Origin of the sequence: Pseudomonas sp. AL03 (genome assembly GCF_029960815.1) — a bacterium.
Taxonomy (GTDB): domain Bacteria; phylum Pseudomonadota; class Gammaproteobacteria; order Pseudomonadales; family Pseudomonadaceae; genus Aquipseudomonas.
Map to the genome: position 1 here is coordinate 96188 of NZ_JASBRE010000006.1, position 21393 is coordinate 117580.

16 protein-coding genes and 1 pseudogene are annotated in these 21393 nt (G+C 58.7%); 9 read left to right on the plus strand and 8 right to left on the minus strand.

Annotation, left to right across the window (positions count from 1 at the left end):
- Positions 1-231: 231 nt before the first annotated feature.
- Together QK293_RS08460 and QK293_RS08465 are read right to left on the minus strand one after the other, a co-directional pair.
- Positions 232-864: a TetR family transcriptional regulator gene (locus tag QK293_RS08460; RefSeq protein ID WP_046044801.1), complete on the minus strand. Its 633-nt coding sequence runs from the start codon at positions 862-864 to the stop codon at positions 232-234.
- Positions 865-1021: 157 nt separating this feature from the next.
- A complete protein-coding gene (locus tag QK293_RS08465; RefSeq protein WP_282376729.1) occupies positions 1022-1450 on the minus strand; it encodes a hypothetical protein in 429 nt (142 codons plus the stop codon).
- 386 nt (positions 1451-1836) lie between these two features.
- Between QK293_RS08465 and QK293_RS08470 the strand changes: the two genes are divergently transcribed.
- Complete coding sequence (locus QK293_RS08470) at positions 1837-3912, plus strand: AsmA family protein (RefSeq protein WP_282376730.1); 2076 nt, start codon at positions 1837-1839, stop codon at positions 3910-3912.
- A 130-nt stretch (positions 3913-4042) separates the two neighbouring features.
- Here the strand turns inward: QK293_RS08470 and QK293_RS08475 are convergent, their stop codons facing one another.
- On the minus strand, positions 4043-4573 hold the full coding sequence (locus QK293_RS08475) for a ferritin-like domain-containing protein (protein WP_282376731.1): 531 nt from the start codon (positions 4571-4573) through the stop codon (positions 4043-4045).
- Between the two features lie 128 nt (positions 4574-4701).
- On the minus strand, positions 4702-5604 hold the full coding sequence (locus QK293_RS08480) for a LysR substrate-binding domain-containing protein (protein ID WP_282376732.1): 903 nt from the start codon (positions 5602-5604) through the stop codon (positions 4702-4704).
- Between the two features lie 47 nt (positions 5605-5651).
- Between QK293_RS08480 and QK293_RS08485 the strand changes: the two are divergent.
- Positions 5652-5843: pseudogene (locus QK293_RS08485) on the plus strand (FMN-dependent NADH-azoreductase); the annotation flags it as partial.
- Between the two features lie 135 nt (positions 5844-5978).
- Positions 5979-6869: a triacylglycerol lipase gene (locus QK293_RS08490; protein WP_282376733.1), complete on the plus strand. Its 891-nt coding sequence runs from the start codon at positions 5979-5981 to the stop codon at positions 6867-6869.
- Between the two features lie 91 nt (positions 6870-6960).
- On the opposite strand, the gene QK293_RS08495 is transcribed toward QK293_RS08490, so the two are convergent.
- Positions 6961-7848: a DMT family transporter gene (locus QK293_RS08495; RefSeq protein WP_282376734.1), complete on the minus strand. Its 888-nt coding sequence runs from the start codon at positions 7846-7848 to the stop codon at positions 6961-6963.
- Between the two features lie 95 nt (positions 7849-7943).
- Here QK293_RS08495 and QK293_RS08500 point away from each other — a divergent pair, with 95 nt between their 5' ends.
- The 3 genes from QK293_RS08500 (at position 7944) to QK293_RS08510 (ending at position 10214) form a co-directional block, all read left to right on the plus strand.
- Positions 7944-8738 carry a helix-turn-helix transcriptional regulator gene (locus QK293_RS08500; RefSeq protein ID WP_282376735.1) on the plus strand — a complete coding sequence of 265 codons (795 nt, stop codon included), beginning with the start codon at positions 7944-7946 and terminating at the stop codon, positions 8736-8738.
- Between the two features lie 64 nt (positions 8739-8802).
- Complete coding sequence (locus QK293_RS08505; protein ID WP_282376736.1) at positions 8803-9108, plus strand: PsiF family protein; 306 nt, start codon at positions 8803-8805, stop codon at positions 9106-9108.
- Between the two features lie 92 nt (positions 9109-9200).
- Positions 9201-10214 carry a hypothetical protein gene (locus QK293_RS08510; protein ID WP_282376737.1) on the plus strand — a complete coding sequence of 338 codons (1014 nt, stop codon included), beginning with the start codon at positions 9201-9203 and terminating at the stop codon, positions 10212-10214.
- A gap of 55 nt (positions 10215-10269) precedes the next feature.
- Here QK293_RS08510 and QK293_RS08515 read toward each other — a convergent pair whose 3' ends face one another.
- Complete coding sequence (locus tag QK293_RS08515; RefSeq protein WP_282376739.1) at positions 10270-11544, minus strand: Hsp70 family protein; 1275 nt, start codon at positions 11542-11544, stop codon at positions 10270-10272.
- Positions 11545-11841: 297 nt separating this feature from the next.
- Here QK293_RS08515 and QK293_RS08520 point away from each other — a divergent pair, with 297 nt between their 5' ends.
- Positions 11842-12789: a DnaJ C-terminal domain-containing protein gene (locus tag QK293_RS08520; RefSeq protein WP_282376740.1), complete on the plus strand. Its 948-nt coding sequence runs from the start codon at positions 11842-11844 to the stop codon at positions 12787-12789.
- A gap of 23 nt (positions 12790-12812) precedes the next feature.
- Positions 12813-13121: a chaperone modulator CbpM gene (locus QK293_RS08525; RefSeq protein WP_282376741.1), complete on the plus strand. Its 309-nt coding sequence runs from the start codon at positions 12813-12815 to the stop codon at positions 13119-13121.
- Between the two features lie 11 nt (positions 13122-13132).
- Here the strand turns inward: QK293_RS08525 and QK293_RS08530 are convergent, their stop codons facing one another.
- Positions 13133-14260: a HAMP domain-containing sensor histidine kinase gene (locus tag QK293_RS08530; RefSeq protein WP_282376742.1), complete on the minus strand. Its 1128-nt coding sequence runs from the start codon at positions 14258-14260 to the stop codon at positions 13133-13135.
- 249 nt (positions 14261-14509) lie between these two features.
- Between QK293_RS08530 and QK293_RS08535 the strand changes: the two genes are divergently transcribed.
- Positions 14510-19612, plus strand: coding sequence for a DUF6543 domain-containing protein (locus QK293_RS08535; protein WP_282376743.1), 5103 nt, complete (start codon positions 14510-14512; stop codon positions 19610-19612).
- 61 nt (positions 19613-19673) lie between these two features.
- Here the strand turns inward: QK293_RS08535 and ureC are convergent, their stop codons facing one another.
- Positions 19674-21374 carry an urease subunit alpha gene (gene ureC, locus QK293_RS08540; RefSeq protein ID WP_282376744.1) on the minus strand — a complete coding sequence of 567 codons (1701 nt, stop codon included), beginning with the start codon at positions 21372-21374 and terminating at the stop codon, positions 19674-19676.
- Between the last annotated feature and the right edge of the window lie 19 nt (positions 21375-21393).

The following is a 21393-nucleotide window of genomic DNA, read 5'->3' on the forward strand; positions in this document are numbered from 1 at the left end:
AATAGCCGTCGGAGCTCGGCAAGTGCTTCAGGACGCTGCGGCGATTTGGATGAATTTGGTGCGTACCTTTTTCGGCTGCACCAAGTTGAGGCTAGGGTTTCAAGATCGTTCCCACGCTCTGCGTGGGAATGCAGCCAGTGACGCTCCGCGTCACATACCGGAGCGGACGCAGAGCGTCCATTGAGGCGTTACCACGCGGAGCGTGGGAACGATCATCATCTTTTGATTGGCTTACTCGGTGCTGCCGAGGCCCTGCCAATGCTTCAACCCGATAAAGATGAAGCGCAACTGCTGAGTGATTTTCGCCTGCGGCGTCAAATGCTCAGGCAATGCCTGCGCCGGTGGATCAATGATGTCGGGCAAGGTCGCGAACACGCTTTTAACAATCAGATCGGCCATGACGCTGAGGCCGGCGATGTCCAGGTGTTGCAGTTTCGGCATCAACGACAAGTCGGCCGCCAGGTCCGAGCTGATATCTTCGCGCAAACGGCCGATGGCCAACCGCACTGGCAGCGAACCACCGTACTGCTCGCGGGCGAGGAACAGGAACTGCGAGCGATTGGCCGTGACCACGTCGAGAAAGATCCGCACCGAGGCGTCGATGATGCCGCCCATGACGAATTCGTTGTGGCGCACCAGGCGAATGGTTTCGCGGAAGGTCTGACCGACTTCACTCACCAGTACCAGGCCCAGTTCATCCATGTCGGCGAAATGCCGGTAGAAACCGGTGGGTACGATCCCGGCGGTTCTGGCGACTTCGCGCAGGCTCAGGCTGCCGAATCCTCGGCCGCATTCCATCAAGTGGCGGGCAGCGTCCATCAGGGCGTTGCGGGTCTGTTGTTTCTGTTCGGCGCGGGGCAGCATCGCAAGAGTGTTTTCTGGATAAGACAGCGGCGCACTCTAGCAAATCGGCTTTGCCTGCGTCGAACGACTATCGGGGGACCAAGCGAGGAAGTGAGGCATCTATAACGTCAAAAGCCCAATCCGGGGATTGGGCTTTTTTTCAGGGCCACCATTGGGCTTAGCTCAAACCGCTGTTGCGTTCGATGACACGGTCACCACCACCTTCAGCCAGAGTCTGACCTTGTGGGGTGCGGTCGGAACCGTCAGCGGCCAGGGTTTGGCCTTGTGGGGTGCGGTCGGAACCGTCAGCGGCCAGGGTTTGACCTTGTGGGGTGCGGTCGGAACCGTCAGCCGCCAGGGTTTGACCTTGTGGGGTGCGGTCGGAACCGTCAGCCGCCAGGGTTTGGCCTTGTGGCGTGCGGTCAGAACCATCTTGGGTGATCAGGCCTTTTTCTTTCAAGCGATCATTGCCACCTTCGGCGACGGTTTGGCTGAACACTGAGTGGGTGGATTTGACTTGTGGGGTAGCCTGGTCAGCAGCCGGCAGGGCAAAAGCAGTGCTGGCCAGCATTGAGAGTGTAAGGCTAAGCAGTAATTGGCGTTTCATGATCAGGTGCTCCGTAGGAGGGCGGTAAAGTGGGTACGAGGGCAATGCTACTCTCGATAAGTCGATATAAAAGTTCATAAACGCAATGGTAATAATCAACGGAATTGATTGTTCCGCCGAAGCGCTCTAGAACGGGCGTTTCCGGCGGACTTTTTTGCACTGAGGTGGGTATTTTCGACCCACTCTCGCCTCGCAAAAGTGCGGGGTCGGTAACGCCGGATGAGGGGGCAGTGTGTCCCCGACCGATTATTTGAGGGTTAAACGGCTATTCGGTTAAACCTGCGTGCCATTTCCCAGTCCTAGATGTCATGGCATGCCGGTTCTGGCCTAACGTTTCAAACGTGCGTCGCAGTCAGGGCGCTCAGACGTATCAGGAGCCCTGTGCAATGACGCGCACTCGTAAAGTGTTTACCTGGACCTTCGCCAGCCTCGTTGTCCTGCTGGCCGTACTGGTTCTCATGATCGTGTTCTTCGATTGGAACCGGATCAAACCACCGCTTAACGCCAAAGTTTCCGAAGAGCTACACCGCCCGTTCGCCATCAACGGCAACCTCGCGGTGGTCTGGCAACGTGAGCCCGACGAGGGCGGCTGGCGTGCCTGGGTGCCGTGGCCGCATGTCGTGGCGCAAGACTTGAGCCTGGGTAATCCGGACTGGTCGAAGACACCGCAGATGGTCACCCTCAAACGCGTCGAGTTGCGCATCTCGCCCCTGGCCTTGCTGGCGCAGCGCGTGGTGATCCCGCGTATCGACCTCACCGAACCGAATGCCGACCTCCAGCGCCTGGCCGACGGTCGCGCCAACTGGACCTTCAAGTTCGATCCTAAGGACCCGAACGCCGAGCCTTCAAACTGGGTGGTGGATATCGGTGCGATCGGCTTCGACAAGGGCCACGTCACCCTCGACGACCAGAGCCTGAAAACTCAGCTCGATGTGCTGATCGACCCGCTGGGCAAGCCAATTCCGTTCAGCGAAATCGTCGGCGACAAAGCGGCGAAAAGCGCGCAGGAGAAGGGCGCTGCGCCCCAGGATTACGCGTTCGCCCTGAAGGTCAAAGGCCAGTACCACGACCAGAAACTCGCGGGCGAAGGCAAGATCGGCGGCCTGCTTGCCTTGCAGGACGCGGCCAGACCGTTCCCGCTTCAGGCTCAAGTGAAGATTGCCGACACCAGCGTCGAACTGGCCGGCACCCTCACCGATCCACTGAGCCTAGGTGCCTTGGATTTGCGCTTGAAACTGGCCGGCACCAGCCTGGGAAACCTCTACCCGCTGACCGGTGTGACCCTGCCGGACACACCGCCGTACGCCACGGACGGGCACTTGATCGCCAAGCTTCATGAGGTGGGCGGCGCAGTGTTCCGTTACGAAGAATTCAACGGCAAGATCGGTCAGAGCGACATTCATGGCAGCCTGGCCTATGTCGCCAGTCAGCCACGGCCGAAGCTCAGCGGCTCATTGCTATCCAATCAACTGCTGTTTACCGACCTGGCCCCGCTGATCGGTGCCGATTCCAACGCCAAGCAAAAGGCCCGCGGCGGCGAAAGCAAGCAGCCGGCTGACAAGGTGTTGCCGGTCGAAGAGTTCAAAACCGAGCGCTGGCGCGATATGGACGCTGACGTCGAGTTCACCGGCAAGCGCATCGTCCACAGCGAAAAACTGCCATTCAACGATCTTTACACTCACTTGGTGCTCACCGACGGCGTCCTCAGTCTCGAACCCCTGCGTTTCGGCGTGGCCGGCGGCAACCTGGATGCTCAGATTCGCCTCAATGGCCGAACCGAACCGTTGGAAGGCAAGGCCAAACTCACCGCGCGCAAATTCAAACTCAAGCAGCTGTTCCCGACCTTTAAACCGATGAAAACCAGTTTCGGCGAGCTCAATGGTGATGCCGACATCACCGGTCGTGGCAACTCGGTGGCCAAACTGCTGGGCACCGCCAATGGCAATCTGAAAATGCTGATCAACGACGGCGCCATCAGCCGTGAGTTGATGGAACTGGCGGTACTCAACGTCGGCAACTATGTGGTGGGCAAGATCTTTGGCGACAAGGAAGTGAAGATCAACTGCGCCGCCGCCGACTTCGACATCAAGACTGGGCTGGCGACCACACGTCTGTTCGTCTTCGATACCGAAAACGCGATCATCTACATCGATGGCACGGCGAACATGGCGACTGAGCAACTGGACCTGACCATCACCCCGGAATCCAAGGGCTGGCGATTGATTTCGCTGCGTTCGCCGCTGTATGTGCGGGGCAAATTCATCAAGCCTGATGCGGGTGTGAAGGCGGTGCCGCTGATTTTGCGTGGGGCGGGAATGGTGGCGTTGGGTGTGATTGCCGCACCGGCGGCAGGATTGCTGGCGCTGGTGGCGCCGAGCGGTGGCGAACCGAATCAGTGTGCGCCGTTGCTTGAGCAGATGAAGGCGGGCAAGGCGCCCGTGACCGTTAAACCAACCAAGTAATTCGTTGGTGGAGATCGTTCCCACGCTCTGCGTGGGAATGCCTCAATGGACGCTCCGCGTCCGCTCTTGGGACGCAGAGCGTCCCGGGCTGCATTCCCACGCAGAGCGTGGGAACGATCAGTCACAGGGACTAAAGGCCTTTCAGAAGGTCGGCCATGTCATCGGCATGCTCTTCTTCCTGGGCCAGGATGTCTTCGAAGATGCGTCGGGTGGTCGGGTCCTTTCCGCCGATGTACTGAATGATCTCGCGATAGCTGTCGATGGCAATTCGCTCGGCAACCAGGTCTTCGTAGACCATCTCTTTAAGTGAATGACCGGCCACGTATTGAGCGTGGGAGTTTTTCGACAACAGGTCAGGGTTGAACTCCGGCTCACCGCCCAGTTGCACGATACGCTCGGCCAGACGGTCGGCGTGTTGGGCTTCCTGGGTCGCGTGTTCGAGGAATTCGTCGGCGGCGACCTGGGCTTTCAGGCCGCTGGCCATAAAGTAGTGGCGCTTATAGCGCAACACACAGACCAGTTCGGTGGCCAGCGATTCGTTGAGCAGGCGCAGCACTTCTTCACGGTCGGCGCTGTAGCTTTCGGTCACCGCGCCGTTCTCGACGTTCTTGCGGGCACGTTCGCGAAGGGTGGTTACATCAGACAAATGCATGTCGCTCATCTCGATCTCCTGGAGGCTAATCCGGTTTGCGTCACCCTCTATAGAAGTGATCGCTACCTAGGGTGTGAGTGATGAGCGCGGCGAAAAGTTTTATGTCATTTGGCAATCGCCAGAATGGCGCGAAGCAATCACGCCAGGGCATGCCCGGACAGCAACGCCTCCTCGCGCAGCCAGGCAAAAAACGCCCGGACCGGCGGGTGTCGTTCACGTCCCGGCACACAGAGGGCGCTGTATCCGGCGCCTTCAACCTGGATTTCGCCCCGATACGCCACCAGCAAACCGCTGGCCACGCTCTCGGACACCAGAATATTGCTCGCCAGCACCAGGCCTTGCCCGGCAATCGCCGCTTGCAGGGCGTAATGTTCCTCGTCGTATTCACGGACCGCTGGCTGCCCCGCAAGCCAGGTCTCGCCGGACTGCGCGCACCAGGCCTTCCAGCCATGGGCGTACAGCTTTGAGTTGTGCCAGCGCACGCTGATCAGCGTCGGCGCTCGACTGGCGGCGAGGGTAACTTGCTCGGGTGAGCCATAGACACCGAAGGATTCGTCGAACAGACACAAGCCATAAAGGTTCGGGTAATCATCGAGGCTGTAGCGCAGCACCAGATCGACGCTGGCGTCCTGATGCAAATCGATGACTTCGCAATGGGTATCGAGCCGCAGGCTGATGTTCGAGTGCCGGGCGTAGAACCGTCCCAGCCGCGGCACCAGCCATAACGCGGCGAAAGCGGCGGTCGTGGAAATCGTCAGGCTCGCGCCGCTGCGTTGCGGGCGCAAGGTGTCGACACTTTGCGCCACTTCAAGCAAAGCACCGTGCAAGCTGTGGAACAGCCGTTCACCACAGTCCGTCAGGCGAACTTGCCGTGGTAACCGCTCGAATAACGGCACACCGAGCCAGGTCTCCAGCGAACGAATCTGATGGGAAACCGCCGTCGGCGTCACCGAGAGCTCTTCGGCGGCTGCCTTGAAACTCAGCAGGCGCGAGGCGGATTCAAAGGCGCGCAGGGCAGTCAGCGGCAGCGAGGCAAACATTGAAAAACTCCATGGATGAAACTAATTCATCCAGACTGATTTTTGCTCATTTCGGGCCCGGTGGAGAACTGGAGGCGATGAATCATGCCGATCCATTGTTGCGAACGGCGCTGGGGTTCATCGGCATCACCGACATCACGGTCGTGGCCGCCGAAGGCGAAGAATCCGAGGCGCGCACCTTCCAGATCTCCGCAGCCGAGGCCGAGCAGCGTTTGCGGGCGCTGGCCAAGGAGTTCTAGATGGCGGGGGTGGTGGGACTGAAGTAGGGCGGATGTCATAGACTGGTCGTCGAGTTGTCATCTTCGATGCCGATGCTTGGCTGATGTCTTGCATTCAGCCTTGCGTCACCTCACCGATCACAAGGAAGTTCGCCCATGTCACAAGGTTCCGCCACGCGTTACCCGTTGGTGCTGGTCCCGGGAATGCTCGGGTTTATCCGTCTGCTGCTCTACCCGTACTGGTTCGGGATCATTTCGGCGCTGCGCCGCGGTGGGGCGACAGTGATTGCAGTGCAGGTCTCGCCGCTCAATTCAAACGAGGTACGTGGCGAGCAGTTGCTGGCGCGGATCGAGGAGATTCTGCGCGAAACCGGGGCCGAGAAGGTCAACCTGATCGGCCATAGCCAGGGCTCGCTCACCGCCCGTTACGCCGCCGCCAAGCGCCCGGATCGGGTCGCCTCAGTCACCTCGGTGGCCGGGCCCAATCACGGTTCGGAGCTGGCGGATTACCTGCACAAACACTATCCGGGAGACACCGCCAAGGGGCGTTTGCTCACCGTTCTGCTGCGGTGGATCAGTGCGCTGATGAGCGTGCTGGAGACCGGTTATCGCGGGCCGAAATTGCCGGTAGATATCCATGCCTCCCATCATTCACTGACGACTGAAGGCGTGGCGCTGTTCAACCAGCGTTATCCACAGGGCTTGCCTGACACCTGGGGCGGACATGGACCGGAGGAGGTCAACGGCGTGCGGTATTACTCCTGGTCCGGGACCTTGCAGCCGGGGAAAACTGATCGGGGGCGTAACCTGTTCGATGGGACTAATCGCAGTTGCCGGTTGTTTGCCAGGACCTTCGTTCGAGAAGTCGGGTATTGCGACGGGATGGTCGGGCGTTACAGCTCGCATCTGGGGACGGTGATTGGTGATGAGTATCCGATGGATCACTTCGATATCGTCAATCAGTCACTGGGTTTGGTGGGGAAGGGCGCGGAGCCGGTTCGGTTGTTTGTCGAGCATGCTGCGCGGCTGAAAGCGGCCGGGGTTTAGACCGCGTTATCGTTCTTCGCGGGCAAGCCTCGCTCCTACAAATTGACATCGATCCCTTGTAGGAGCGAGGCTTGCCCGCGAAGGCGTCGTCTCAGGCAACACTAACCTTACGACCGAGCACGGTGGTCCAGCGCTCGGAAAGAATCACCCCACCCAGCGTCAACATCCCACCCACCAAGTGATATGTCGCCAACTGCTCATGCAGCACCACCGCCGCAATCAGCGCAGTCATCAACGGCAGCAGATTGAAAAACACCGTGGTCCGGCTCGGCCCCAGGCGGATCACGGCCTGCATCCACGCCAATGGCGCGAGCATCGAGGCCAGCAGGCAGGCGTAAAGCACCAGCGGAATGTTCTGCAACGTCGGGCCGATCTTCGGTGAAGCGAGGAACAGCGGAAACAGCACCAACACGGCCACCCATACCTGCAAATACAGCAACACCAGCGGCGGTAACCGCAGCTGCCATTTTTTCAGCAGCGTGCTGTAGATCGCGTAGGCCAGGGTGGCGATCAGCATCATGGCGTCACCCAGGTTCACCCCGTGCTCGAGCAGTGCGCCGAGGCTGCCGGACGAGACGACCACCAAAACCCCCGCCAACGACAGCACGGCACCGGCCAGTGCTCCGGCGGTCAGGCGCTGGCCGAGGCTGACAATGGCCATGGTCAGCGACATCAACGGCATCAGCGACAGGATGATCCCCATGTTGGTGGCCGAGGTCAGGGTCGCGGCGAAATACGCCAGGCTTTGATAAACCGCCATGCCCAGCACGCCAAGGATGAAAATCTTGCCCAGATTCGGGCGGATTCCCGGCCAATGGGCGATCACCGGTTTGAGCATGAACGGTGTGAACAGTAATCCGGCCAGTAGCCAGCGGTAAAAACCGATCTCGGCGGGGAAGATTGCCCCAGCTGACATTTTGGTGATCACGGTGTTGCCGGCCCAGATGAAAATGGCCAGCAGGGGATAAGCGTATTGCATGGGAAAAACCAGAGCATTAATGAGGGGTGATTATCGCCTGTCTGGATGCAAGCCTATACTTCGATCCAGACAACCTGCCCCTGATGACGGACAGCATGAACAGTAAACACATCGACCTGCTGGATTTCAGCGAACTGCCTGCCCCGGTGTATTTCCGCTATGCCGACTTTGATGCGCACCGCTATGCCTCAGCGCACCGTCATCCATGGGGCACGCTGGAGTATTCGGCCCACGGCGTCTTGCACATGGAGATCGGCGGTAGCCGCTTCATGTCACCGCCGCACTACGCGGTGTGGGTGCCACAGCAGACCGAGCACAGTTTCTACAGCCATCAGCCGATCAACTATCGTGCGGTCTGTCTGGCTCCGCTGATGTGCCACGATCTGCCTCAACAGGCTTGCACCCTGGCGATCAGCGACATCCTCAAAGCCATTCTCAAAGACTTTGCCGCCCGCGATGTGAAGATTCCCGCGCACGAAGCCGACAAACGTCTGGCCCAAGTGCTCGTGGATCAACTGCAACAGGCACCGGTGCATGAGTGTTACTTGCCCTACGCCAGCAGCCCCGGCTTGCTCGCAATACTGGAAGCCTTGCAGGCCGAGCCCGGTGATAACCGTCCCTTGTCGGAGTGGGCCGCGCAGATCCATATCAGCGAACGCACGCTGGCGCGGCGGTTCGTGCGTGAACTGGGCATGAGTTTTGGCGAGTGGCGGCAGCGGTTGCGGTATCTGGCAGCCATCGAAGCACTGGACAGCCACCGCAGCATTCAGGACATCGCTTTCGACACGGGTTACAGCACCGGTTCAGCGTTTATTGCGATGTTTCAACGCCAGGCAGGGTGCACGCCGGAACAGTATCGACGCAGCCACCTTGAGCGCAGGAAGGTGTAACAGGCGTTGTCTACACTCCAGAGCGAGGCCGTGCTCCTCGGTGCGGCAACAAGGAGAAAACTCCATGAAGATGTTGCGTGTCCCTTTGTTAATGATGGGTTTGCTGCTTGGCTCCCAGGGCTTCGCCGCCACCGCCCAACAGAACAAAATGACCACCTGCAATGCCGACGCCACCGCAAAAAGCCTCAAGGGCGATGAACGTAAAGCCTTCATGAGCACGTGCTTGAAAGCGGCGCCGGCCGCAGAGGCTGCAAAACCCATGACCCCTCAGCAAGAAAAGATGAAAACCTGTAACGCCGATGCCGCCACTCAAGCCCTCAAAGGCGACGCGCGCAAAACCTTCATGAGCGACTGCCTGAAGAAAAAATAATCAAGCGTCTGCGGGGCGGAGGCATCTGCTCGCTTCGCCGCCGGAACGCTGGCAGACTGCCAATCCTTTTACGCCGTTCGTTTTGAGGCTGTATGCCAACGTTTTCTCAACGCCAAGTCTTGCTGTTAATCAGTTGGGTCATCATTTTCGGCGGTTTGTTGCTGGTGATACCGCTGCGGTTGCTGCCCAGTCTGCTGGCTGGGCTGCTGGTGTTCGAATTGGTCAACATGCTCACCCCGCAATTGCAGCGGCTGATCGAAGGTCGGCGGGCGCGCTGGCTGGCGGTGGCGTTGTTGGGGACGCTAGTGGTCAGTGTGTTGACGCTGATCTTTGCCGGCGCCATCAGTTTTTTGCTGCACGAAGCGGAAAACCCCGGCGCATCTCTCGACAAATTCATGGTTGTGGTCGACCGTGCGCGCGGGCAATTGCCGCCGTTCATCGACGTCTATCTGCCCGCCAGCGCCGCCGAATTCCGCGTGGCGATTGGCGAGTGGATGAGCAAGCACCTCAGCGACTTGCAACTGGTCGGCAAGGATGCGGCGCACATGTTTGTGACGCTGCTGATCGGCATGGTGTTGGGGGCGATCATTGCCTTGCAGCGCGTGCCGGACTTGACCAAGCGCAAGCCATTGGCCGCCGCGCTGTTCGACCGTTTGCACCTGCTGGTCCAGGCGTTTCGCAACATCGTGTTCGCGCAGATCAAGATTTCCCTGCTCAACACCTTCTTCACCGGGATTTTCCTGGCGGTGGTCCTGCCGATGTTCGGGATCAAGCTGCCGCTGACCAAAACCCTGATCGTGCTGACCTTCCTGCTCGGCCTGCTGCCGGTGATCGGCAACCTGATATCGAACACCTTGATCACCATCGTCGGTTTGTCGCTGTCGATCTGGGTGGCGGTGGCGGCGCTGGGTTACCTGATTGTTATCCACAAGCTCGAATACTTCCTCAACGCGCGCATCGTTGGCGGGCAGATCAGTGCCAAGTCGTGGGAGTTGCTGCTGGCGATGCTGGTGTTCGAGGCCGCATTCGGCCTGCCGGGGGTGGTGGCAGGGCCGATTTATTACGCGTACCTGAAGAGTGAGTTGAAGCAGGTGGGGATGGTTTGATCCGCTATTGATCTACTGTGGCGAGGGGAAAATCCCCTCGCCACAGGGTTTCGGATCAGTCCATCGTGCCGTAACGCTTCATCGCCTCGATCGCCAACCCACTACCGATGCTACCGAAGATGTTCCCTTCCACATGCCGCGCATTCGGCAACATCGCCGAGACGCTGTTGCGCAGTGCCGGAATGCCGCTCGAACCACCGGTGAAAAACACCGTGTCCACCTGATCAACGCGTACGTTAGCGTCGTTCAGCATTTGCGTGACGCTGTTGCGCACGCGCTCCAGCAGGTTGTCGATGGCCGATTCGAACAGTGCCCGGCTCAACTCCACGCTCAAACCCGGTTCGATGCGGTCCAGCGGCACATGGCGGCTGTCGGCGTGGGTCAGCTGGATCTTGGTTTCTTCCACTTCCATGGCCAGCCAGTGGCCGGCGCGCTGGTCGATCAGCTTGAACAGGCGATCGATGCCGCCGGTGTCTTCGATGTCGTAGCGCATGCTGCCCAGCGACAGGGTCGACTTTTGCGAGTACACCGAGTTGATGGTGTGCCAGGTCGCCAGGTTCATGTGGTGGCTGGTCGGCATGTACGCGCCGCTCTTCATCCGGCTGCCGTAGCCGAACAGCGGCATCAGGCCTTGCAGGCTCAGCTGCTTGTCGAAATCGGTCCCGCCAATGTGCACGCCACCGGTGGCGAGGATGTCATCGTGGCGGTTGTCGAGGGTACGGCGTTCAGGGGACAGGCGCACCAGCGAGAAGTCGGACGTACCACCGCCGATGTCGACGATCAGTACCAGCTCTTCTTTTTCGATGGTCGACTCATAGTCGAATGCGGCCGCAATCGGTTCGTACTGGAACGAAACGTCCTTGAAGCCGATGGCACGGGCCACGTCCACCAGGGTGTTTTCGGCTTCCTGGTCGGCCAGTTCGTCGTCGTCGACGAAGAACACCGGGCGACCCAGCACCACTTCCTCGAATTCGCGGCCAGCGGCGGTTTCGGCGCGCTTCTTCAACTGACCGATAAACAACCCGAGCAGGTCCTTGAACGGCATCGCGGTGCCGAGGACGCTGGTGTCGTGCTTGATCAGCTTGGAACCCAGCAGGCTCTTGAGCGAGCGCATCAACCGGCCTTCATAGCCTTCCAGGTACTCGTGCAGCGCCAGGCGGCCGTACACCGGGCGGCGTTCTTCCATATTGAAGAAGACCACCGAAGGCAGGGTGATCTTGTCGTCCTCCAGCGCGATCAGCGTTTCCATGCCGGGGCGCAGCCAGCCGACGGTGGAGTTGGACGTGCCGAAGTCGATACCACAGGCACGGGCTGGAGATGCGTTTTTCATGTCTTTCGAGTTCCGGTTAAAAAACGGCCGCGCAGTGTATGTCAGTGCGGCGCAGATTCGAAGGCCGACTATCCGCTAAATCTCAGCTATTAGCGCCTTGAAAGACTATCCTTCGCCCCAAACTTGTCTGCATTGGGCCTGGCAGCCACAGGACGGTCGCAAGAACCGCCCACCGCTGCCGATAAACTTCTGATGCGCTGCCCGGTCTCAAGCTTGAGATCGGTCAACCTGGCGGCGGGCAATGAGCGCATGCTGCCAGTGGTGGCGTGATTTTGATAACGGATGGTGATTCCCGCGATGGACTTCAAAGACTATTACAAGATTCTCGGTGTGGAGCCGACCGCGGACGATAAGGCGATCAAGGCCGCCTATCGCAAGCTGGCGCGCAAATACCACCCCGACGTCAGCAAGGAAAAGGACGCCGAGTCCAAGTTCAAGGACGCTTCGGAAGCCTATGAAGCATTGAAAAACGCCGACAAGCGCGCCGAATACGACGACTTGCGCAAATACGGCCAGCACGGCCAACCGTTTCAGGGCCCGCCGGGTTGGCAGGGGCGTGGTGCAGGCGGTTTCGGTGGTGGTCAGGACACGGGCGATTTTTCGGACTTCTTCAGTTCGATCTTCGGCAACCGTGGCCCTGGTTTTGGTGGTGGACAGTCGGGCCGTAGCGCTGGACGACGAGGGCAAGACGTGGAAATGGAACTCGGGACTTTTCTGGAAGAAACCCTCTCGAACGAATCGAAGAAGGTCACCTTCCAGGTGCCGCAGTACAACGCTGCCGGCCAACACGTCAGCAACACCAGCAAAAGCCTGAACGTGAAAATCCCGGCCGGCGTGTCCGACGGCGAACGCATCCGCCTCAAGGGCCAGGGTGCACCGGGTGTTGGTGGCGGGGCCAATGGCGACCTGTTCCTGATCATTCGCTTTGCGCCGCACCCCAAGTTCGACGTCGAAGGCGAAAACCTGATCATTACCTTGCCGTTGGCTCCGTGGGAATTGGCGTTGGGCGCCGAAGTTGCAGTGCCGACACTTACGGGCAAGATCAACCTCAAGGTTCCGGCCGGCAGTCAGAATGGCCAACGCATGCGTGCCAAGGGCCATGGATTGCTGAACAAGGCCGGTCATCGCGGTTATTTGTTTGTACAGCTCAAGGCCGTCATGCCCAAAGCCCCGGACGATGAGGTCAAGGCGTTGTGGCAGGAGCTGGCCAAAAAAGCGGCTTTCAACCCGAGAGAACACTTCTGATCCCAGAGACGGAGTAGCCCATCATGAGCAACCCCCTGATCGTTCAACTGGACATGGCAGAATTCTGTGAGGCGACCGACCTGTCGGACGTCTACGTGATCGAAATCGTCGAACACGGCATCCTCGAACCTCAGGGCAACCAGCCCAAGGATTGGCGTTTCAACGATTATGAGCTGGCACTGGCCAAGCGCGCCGCCAAGCTGCGTCGCGAACTGGAACTGGAGTGGGAAGGCGTCGCCCTGGCGCTGGACCTGCTTGAGGAAGTCCAGCAACTGCGGGCCGAGAACCGCATGCTCAAGCAGCGGCTGGGGCGGTTGGTGGTGGACCTGTAGGGGCTTTGATTTCAGATCTTGCGTGGCAACACCACGGTAAACAGCGTGCCGTCAGCCTCACTGGAACTGACCTCGATCGTCCCGCCATGGGCGTTGACCACTTCCTTGATGATAAACAACCCCAGACCAAGGCTGGTCGTCGGTTGGCCAAGCTGCTCGTCGGCGCTGCGCACCAGCGGATCGAAGATCGTGCCGATAGCTTCCTCGGGAATCGGCGTTCCGTAGTTATGCACCGTGAGGCGAACCGCGTCGGGTTCGCCCGTCAGGCTCAGTGTCACATCGCGCTTGTTCATACCATGCTGTAGCGCATTGCCGATCAGATTCTGCAACAGTTGATCAAGCCGTCCGGCATCCCAGACGCCTCGGGTATCTCCCTGCACGTTCACTGTCGGATCGCACTCCGGGTTGCCGGCGCACGCTTCAGCTATCGCGGCATGCGCCGCATCGGCCAGGTCCATGGGCGCCGGTTCAATTGGCAGGCTCTTGCCCAGGCGACTGCGCACAAGCTCCAGCAAATCGCTGACCATCACCGCCATGTGCCGCGCACCGCGCTTGACATTGATCGCGCAGGTCAGCGCATCGCCTTCGAGCGGCGCTTTGCGCAGCAGCAACTCTGTGGACATGCTGATCGCTTGCAGCGGCGCGCGCAGATCGTGGCCCAGGATGGCCAGGAAAATATCCCGTGAGCGATTGACTTGTTCGGCATAGGCCGCCGTTGATTCGGCGAGGGCTTCATCAATCGCTTCGTTGAAACGGATCATGTCCTGGAAGTACGTCAGGTTCGGCGAGTCCAGGCTGTTGACCCACAGACGAATCACACAAGCCCGCAGGTGGCGGAATTCGCTGGTCATCTGCACCAGGTCGAAGCCCACGGTATGCCGCAGCTCGCCATGGCTCGCGCTGGCCTCATCCAGACTCGGGGTTTTTTCCAGGCCTTCACCCTTGGCCTTGGCGAGCTGTTCGCTGGCGGTTTGCGAGGTGCTCATGTCCCGCGCGGCGGCCAACAGAATCGCCTTGGCATGATCGCGCAAGGCGGCTTGATCCATATTCTCGGCCGCTGGGGTGATCGTTCTGGCGAACTGCTCCCATTCATCGACGATACGATCTACATGTTGCCTGATGAATTCGGGTAAGCGCATGACCGGGTTCCTGGGCATTTTGGAGGCTAGACGTGTCGCATAGTAGCGTCTTTGGGGCGGAAAAAAACTACCGCTGACGCAAAGGCATACCCAAGGTTTTCAGGGGCTGTATATATGTATTGTTAGTACTTTGATTTTCGAAAGAGAGGCGCCTGTTCAGATGTTTAACCAACAGATATTTAGTCTTTTGTTTTTTGAGCGTGTGCATAGTCTAGTGGGTCTCAAAATTAATTTTAAGGTTGTTGAGCCATGTCTGATTTGCAAGGAGGCCAGAGGCCTGAATCTTCATCTGTTTCAAGTGCGGGGGATAAAGGTGTTCATTATCAACGAGTGATGCAGGTCATTCCCCAGGCCATACGTAACGCCTCGCCGACACGACTCAAATCGCTCATGAATCTCAAGGCAGATATACCCGAGTGGTACATGAGCGCGCGGGATATTGACCGTGATTATCTAAAGGAACTGCTAAAAGACCGTTGGCGTTTGCAGGGTGAGCTGGATCAGGTCCTGAATGATCTACAGCACGATATCAATGCCTTTGCCCAGCCTCTGCTCAGGTCCGCATTGAAATCAAACGTCGACATTGACGAAGACCCGAATACCCTTTCGCTGCATCTGAATGTACCGAGCAAAATTATTTTTGATATCGATACCGGTGCCAGTGTTATCAGGCGTTCGTCGTTGCTTGTGGCAGCGCTGCACAATTTCGATGAGGCAGAGACCAAGGAAGGGGCTTTTCGAAGCGATTCGGGTGTTTACCGCGAAGATTCGCGCGGGGTACTTGTACAGGACAACGCCATAACGCCGCAAAAGTTTGCGTCGCTGTGTCGCACCCTGGACATCGGCGCGCACTATCAAACCCATATTAAAGCGCGACTGCGGCCGCAGGACCCCAATGCCAGGCGCGTACTCCAGGAACGCTCAATCGCCAGTGAAAAAGCGGCCTTCAAGTTATCTGCCCTCGTTTCCCATTTAAAAGGTGATCTCAATGCTAGCGCCTATGGTTGCCTTCGCGAAGTTGTGGAGGGTAACCGAACGGTCAAATTATACGGTCGTCCCCTGCTGAGTCATCGTGTGTCCCTGATGGGTTTCAAGTTGACGGGGATTGTATTGTTCAGTGCCGTGAGCGAACCCTCTGAAATAAAGAAAGCGATAGAGGCGCTGACGCCGCAGAGTTTGAAGTTCTGGACTGACTGGTCTCGTCGACTACCTGTTTTGCCGGGACACGTGTATGAGCAATACACATTACTTCAGTGCTTTTTTGCCAACGGACCTCAAGGCGTCATTGATGAAACTTTGCGTAACGAAGATATTTATCAACAGAGCCGTTTGAGCGGTCCGTTGATTGCCTACCTACCCGACGATCCGAACCATCCGCTGAAAGAGTACGCTTCGTTGGCGGACTTTATGACGACGCTGATCAGCCAGCTGCGCACTTCGGACTACCAGGCGTTTTTCAGCCGGTTCGTGGAGCAGAAGGACAAGGGGCGATTTTTCGCTCGGGTCAACGAGCGTCTCAGGACCTTCACCTGGCAGCAACGTGAGCCTTTGGACATGGGGCCATGGTGGCGGGAAACTGCGATCGAAAACCCCAACGCAGAGCCCATCACCAACCTCATTGCCGACGAACTGTGGGGTACGTTGTTCCGGCAGCGGCGGGACAAGGCAATAGCCGACGCCCGGCTGATTGCAGTGCCGACCGGCGACGAAGACGCAGCAGCGCGCTGGAAGCGCTTGACCAGCGTTCTGGATATCGCCTGGAACATCTTCAACTTTGCCGCGATGCTGGTGCCCGGTTTCGGCGAAGCGATGCTGGGCATCATGGTCGGGCAAATGCTTGTGGAGCTGGCCGAGGGCATCGAGGACTGGAGCAATGGCGACAAGGAGCAAGCATCGGCCTACATCAATGGCGTATTGATCAACTTCGCCCAGCTGGCGTTGATGGGTACTGGGCATGTGTTACCGGCGAAAGTCATGCCGATCAAAACATCTTCTTTCGTCGATCAGCTTAAGCCCGTGCAAATCAACGGTAAGGAACGGCTCTGGCATCCGGACCTGACGGCTTACGAACATCCCGCGATATTGCCGCAAACAGCTCAGGCGAACGATTCGGGTATTTATCGTCATCAAGGTCAGGATTTGCTGCCGCTGGATGGCAAAAATTATGCAATGACCCAAGACGCTGACACCGGGCAATATCGCTTGCGACATCCAACCCGGCCCGGGGCTTATCAGCCAGTAGTTGAACAGAATGGCGCGGGGGCCTGGAAAACCGAGTTCGACCAACCGCTCGCCTGGGACAAAACACGCTTGATGCGCCGACTGGGGGCTTCAGCACGGGATTGGCCGGATGAGACGCTGGAGCAAATCCTGACCGTGGCTGGCGTTTCGGAGGAGGCCTTGCGACGGTTGCATGTCGAGCTCGACGCGCCGCCGGTCATGCTGGCCGATACGCTCAAACGTTACAGGCTGTATGCCGAAGCAGGTGAGGTGGGTCAGCAAATACTGGCCAATCAGGTGCCCGAGGCGTTGATGAGAGAAATAACGAGCCTGATGACCGATTTGCCTCGCTGGCCAGAGCAGAGGGCCGTGGAGATCTTCGATGGCCCTGAGTTGAAAGGCGCATCGACCGTCGTTGGCAACATTGAGGCAGCGAGCGCGGACCGCATCAAGCTGACCCGTGCCGAGTTCCGCTCCGGTCAGTTGCCCCAGCGCACCCTCGAAAGCCTGGGTGAACAGGAAATCCATGATCTGCTTGGCCAATCAATACCCAGTTCTAAAGAGGTGCGCGTCCAGGCATTGAAGGAAAGGCTGGCAAGCGAGGCTACGAAAAAACGCAAGCGACTGTTCGAATCCTTGTACAAGCAGCACGACGTCGCCGAAGGGGCGCTGGTGCATGTGTTGACCGATGCCTATCCAGAACTACCAAACGCTGCCGCTGCAAAACTGATGCTGGAGGCGACTCCGGCCGACCTTAAACATCTGACAGAGAAACAGACCCTTCCCTTGCGCTTGCGCGAACAGGCACGCCAGGCTCGACAACGTGTGCGCGTGAGTCGCGCCTATGAGGGGCTGTATCTGGAAGATTTGGAGAACAACGACACGCGACGGTTGCAACTGGCGTCGTTGGCCACCCTACCGGGCTGGTCCAACGATGTACGCATCGAAATTCGTGAGTTCTCCTTCAGCGGCAAGCTTAACGCCAGTGTCGGTCCCGAGAATGCACCCATCCGCAAAGTGTTGATTCTTGAGGATGAAGGCGGCTATCAGGCACGTGATGAGAAGAGTCAACATTTGCACGGTATCGATGATTTTTTTGCTTCTCTGCTGCATGCGTTGCCGGACACCGAGCGTACAGCGCTGGGGTATGACATTTTCGAAGGCGAGCGGCTCAGGCTTGACCTGCAGCGCTCGCCGCTTGATCGCGAGCGATTCGAGTCGGCCTTGAATGATTACCCGGTGCGTAAACCTGCTTATGACCCTGAAACGATGCGTCTGCGTGGCGGCATGCAAGGCTATCGCCAGATCGCCAATGAAGCCTTGTTGAAACGACGGGTTCAAGCGCTCTATCCGGGATTTTCCGACGAACAAATCACTTCCTTGCTCGAAGAGTTCGCCGACGCGGCCCCTTTGCGTGTCAGTGCCCTGGAAGACGAATTCGACCAGTTGAACGCCACGATGCGACACTGGCTGAACGCTTCGACGGCCTTTTTTCGCTTCAGTCCTGCAGGGATTGCAGAGTGGGATCTGCGCAACAAACTCTACAAGGCGATCAGGCAATGCTGGCAAAGGACCGGGCCCTCGGGTGTCGACGCTCCAGGCATCGTCCGCCCGCAGCACCTTGATCTGACGGGTTTGCCAATGGGCCGACACCTTGAGAGTTTTCCCAGGTTGACTGCCAATTTTGATCACGTTACGAGCCTGAGCATGCATGAAACCGGTTTGCTCAGCAGCCAGGAGCCGTTTCTCGAGCCTTTGCGCGGGCTTCGCTTTCTGGACTTGGGCGATAACCTGTTGAACCGCTTGCCACCGGTCATAGGCGACATGCGCTACCTCGATAATCTGGCGCTGGGTAACAATCAAATCGTGCTGACTCAGCAGGCGGTGGCGCACTTGAGAGGATTGACCCGACTCAGGGCACTGGGATTACGAGGAAATCCGTTAAGGCTCGCGCCTGACATCAGCCAGATGCCCAATCTGGAAATACTCAATCTTGAGCGAACAGACCTGGACCGATGGCCCGTCGGCCTGTTCGCCATGCCGCGTCCGCGCCACTTCTACTTGAATCTTCAATTCAACCGTTTGATCGACATTCCAGACGTTGCCCCCGGTTCCTTCCGTGCCGAGTTACTGGCGCGGACCCTCGTCAGTCGCGAACCTGAGTGGATGCCGGCAAGTGTTTTGGAACAGCTGAAACGTTATACGGAATCGGTAGGTCTGGACCCGGAGCGCCCTTATCCGCCGTTGGGCTTGCTGGACAGCATCAACTGGGGGCAGGGCATGCCTGAATCGTCGTTCAGAAGCAGGCTGATCTTATGGGACGAGATTGAAGATGAGTTCGGCTCCGAACCGTTCTTCAACGAGATTGGAAAGCTGACCCAGTCGGCAGACTTCACCGCAGCGGAGTCCTCCTACCGTACCGAATTGACCGCAAAGGTCTGGCGAATGCTTGAGGCCATGAACGAGAACACGGCGCTGCGCGAAGAGATTTTCACCGAAGCCTCGGCAACGACGGCCTGTTCCGATGGCGGTACCCAGCTCTTTAACGCGCTAGGGCTCAGGGTGTTGATTCATGAGGCTTACGCTTTGCAGAACCCGGCACTGGTCGAGGCCCAATTGCTGGAACTGGCCCGAGGCAAGTCTCGCCTGGATGAATTGGGCGCTATCGCACGCAGCCGTGTGGCCGATCGCTTAGCGAACGGAGAAACCTTCAGGCGTGTCGATGCCAGTGGCCGCGTCACCGGGACGATCGATGAAGTGGAGGTTCATCTGGCCTACATGACTGATCTGGCGGAGCGTCTGAATTTGCCTTGGCAATCGCGTGGCATGCTCTTCAGAAACATGGCCGGGGTTACCCAAGAGATGATCGAAGCTGCTGGTGTGAGGGTGCTGGCGCTGGAGGAAGGAGACCTGCTCATAGAGAGAATTCTTGAGCAGCCTTTCTGGAAGATTTACCTCGAAAACATCTATCGCCAGGCGTTCGACAGCCTGGCGCTTGAGCTGCAGGACGGAGATGAAATGGCCCACTTCAACGCGATCAAGGCGCTGGAAAAAACCTTGACGAAGCAGGCTGTAGAGCGTGCAAGGCTGCAAAGGACGGAATTACCGTTCGCGGTGCAGTCCGATCACTGATTGATGTTTTGATGAGCCCCGAATGCGCTGCCGCATTCGGGGCTTTTTATTGAGAAGACCGTCAGAACAGAAAATAACGCTGCGCCATGGGCAAGGTTTCGGCCGGCTCACACCATAATAAAACCCCGTCGGCTTTCACTTGATAGGTCTGCGGGTCGACGTCGATATTCGGCAAATAATCGTTGTGAATCAGGTCGGTTTTCTGCACGTCGCGACAGCCTTTGACCACCGCGATTTTCTTCTTCAGGCCCAAGGCCTCGGGCAAACCCGCCTCCTGCGCCGCCTGACTGATAAAGGTCAGGCTGGTGGCGTGCAGCGAACCACCGTAACTGGCGAACATCGGGCGGTAGTGCACCGGCTGCGGCGTCGGGATCGAAGCGTTGGCGTCGCCCATCAGGCTGGCCGCAATGGCACCGCCCTTGAGGATCAGCGTCGGTTTGACCCCAAAAAATGCCGGGCGCCAAAGCACCAGATCCGCCCATTTACCCACTTCGACCGAGCCGACTTCATGGCTGATACCGTGGGTGATTGCGGGATTGATCGTGTACTTGGCGATGTAGCGTTTGGCGCGGAAGTTGTCGTTGCCTTCGCCATCACCGGGCAGCGGGCCGCGCTGTTTTTTCATCTTGTCGGCGGTCTGCCAGGTGCGGGTGATGACTTCACCGACGCGGCCCATGGCCTGGCTGTCGGAGCTGATCATCGAGAACGCGCCGAGGTCGTGGAGGATGTCTTCAGCGGCGATGGTCTCACGACGGATGCGGCTTTCGGCGAAGGCCACGTCTTCGGCAATGCTTGGGTCCAGGTGGTGGCAGACCATCAGCATGTCGAGGTGTTCGTCGATGGTGTTGCGGGTGAACGGCCGGGTTGGGTTGGTCGAGCTCGGCAGCACGTTGGCGAAACCGCAGGCTTTGATGATGTCCGGGGCATGCCCGCCGCCCGCGCCTTCGGTGTGATAGGTGTGAATGGTGCGGCCTTTGAAAGCGGCGAGGGTGGTTTCGACGAAGCCCGATTCGTTGAGGGTGTCGGTATGGATCGCCACCTGCACATCGTATTGGTCGGCGACGTTCAGGCAGTTATCGATGCTCGCCGGGGTGGTGCCCCAATCCTCGTGCAACTTGAGGCCGATGGCGCCGGCCTTGACCTGCTCGATCAACGGCTCCGGCAGGCTGGCGTTGCCCTTGCCGGTGAAGCCGATGTTCATTGGGAACGCATCGGCGGCCTGGAGCATGCGCGCCAGGTGCCACGGTCCGGACGTGCAGGTGGTTGCATTGGTGCCAGTGGCCGGGCCGGTGCCGCCGCCGATCATGGTGGTGACGCCGCTCATCAGCGCTTCTTCGATCTGCTGCGGGCAGATGAAGTGGATGTGCGTGTCGATGCCGCCCGCAGTGAGGATCATGCCTTCACCGGCGATGACTTCGGTGCTGGCGCCGACCGCAATGGTCACGTTCGGCTGGATGTCCGGGTTACCGGCCTTGCCGATGGCGGCGATGCGGCCGTCCTTGAGGCCGACGTCGGCCTTGACGATGCCCCAGTGGTCGATGATCAGTGCGTTGGTGATCAGGGTGTCGACGACCTCTGCGGCGAGTAATTGGCTTTGGCCCTGGCCGTCGCGGATGACTTTGCCGCCGCCGAATTTCACTTCTTCGCCGTAGGTGGTGAAGTCTTTTTCCACTTCGATCCACAGTTCAGTGTCGGCCAGACGGACTTTGTCACCGACGGTGGGACCGAACATGTCGGCGTAGGCCTGACGGGAAATCTTCATTCGTTCGCCTTGGAATTTG

Excerpts from the sequence above, each read along its gene's own strand:
- QK293_RS08460 (WP_046044801.1), bottom strand. The coding sequence starts at position 864 with ATGCTGCCCCGCGCCGAACAGAAACAACAGACCCGCAACGCCCTGATG.
- QK293_RS08465 (WP_282376729.1), bottom strand. The coding sequence starts at position 1,450 with ATGAAACGCCAATTACTGCTTAGCCTTACACTCTCAATGCTGGCCAGC.
- QK293_RS08470 (WP_282376730.1), top strand. The coding sequence starts at position 1,837 with ATGACGCGCACTCGTAAAGTGTTTACCTGGACCTTCGCCAGCCTCGTT.
- QK293_RS08475 (WP_282376731.1), bottom strand. The coding sequence starts at position 4,573 with ATGAGCGACATGCATTTGTCTGATGTAACCACCCTTCGCGAACGTGCC.
- QK293_RS08480 (WP_282376732.1), bottom strand. The coding sequence starts at position 5,604 with ATGTTTGCCTCGCTGCCGCTGACTGCCCTGCGCGCCTTTGAATCCGCC.
- QK293_RS08490 (WP_282376733.1), top strand. The coding sequence starts at position 5,979 with ATGTCACAAGGTTCCGCCACGCGTTACCCGTTGGTGCTGGTCCCGGGA.
- QK293_RS08495 (WP_282376734.1), bottom strand. The coding sequence starts at position 7,848 with ATGCAATACGCTTATCCCCTGCTGGCCATTTTCATCTGGGCCGGCAAC.
- QK293_RS08500 (WP_282376735.1), top strand. The coding sequence starts at position 7,944 with ATGAACAGTAAACACATCGACCTGCTGGATTTCAGCGAACTGCCTGCC.
- QK293_RS08505 (WP_282376736.1), top strand. The coding sequence starts at position 8,803 with ATGAAGATGTTGCGTGTCCCTTTGTTAATGATGGGTTTGCTGCTTGGC.
- QK293_RS08510 (WP_282376737.1), top strand. The coding sequence starts at position 9,201 with ATGCCAACGTTTTCTCAACGCCAAGTCTTGCTGTTAATCAGTTGGGTC.
- QK293_RS08515 (WP_282376739.1), bottom strand. The coding sequence starts at position 11,544 with ATGAAAAACGCATCTCCAGCCCGTGCCTGTGGTATCGACTTCGGCACG.
- QK293_RS08520 (WP_282376740.1), top strand. The coding sequence starts at position 11,842 with ATGGACTTCAAAGACTATTACAAGATTCTCGGTGTGGAGCCGACCGCG.
- QK293_RS08525 (WP_282376741.1), top strand. The coding sequence starts at position 12,813 with ATGAGCAACCCCCTGATCGTTCAACTGGACATGGCAGAATTCTGTGAG.
- QK293_RS08530 (WP_282376742.1), bottom strand. The coding sequence starts at position 14,260 with ATGCGCTTACCCGAATTCATCAGGCAACATGTAGATCGTATCGTCGAT.
- QK293_RS08535 (WP_282376743.1), top strand. The coding sequence starts at position 14,510 with ATGTCTGATTTGCAAGGAGGCCAGAGGCCTGAATCTTCATCTGTTTCA.
- ureC (WP_282376744.1), bottom strand. The coding sequence starts at position 21,374 with ATGAAGATTTCCCGTCAGGCCTACGCCGACATGTTCGGTCCCACCGTC.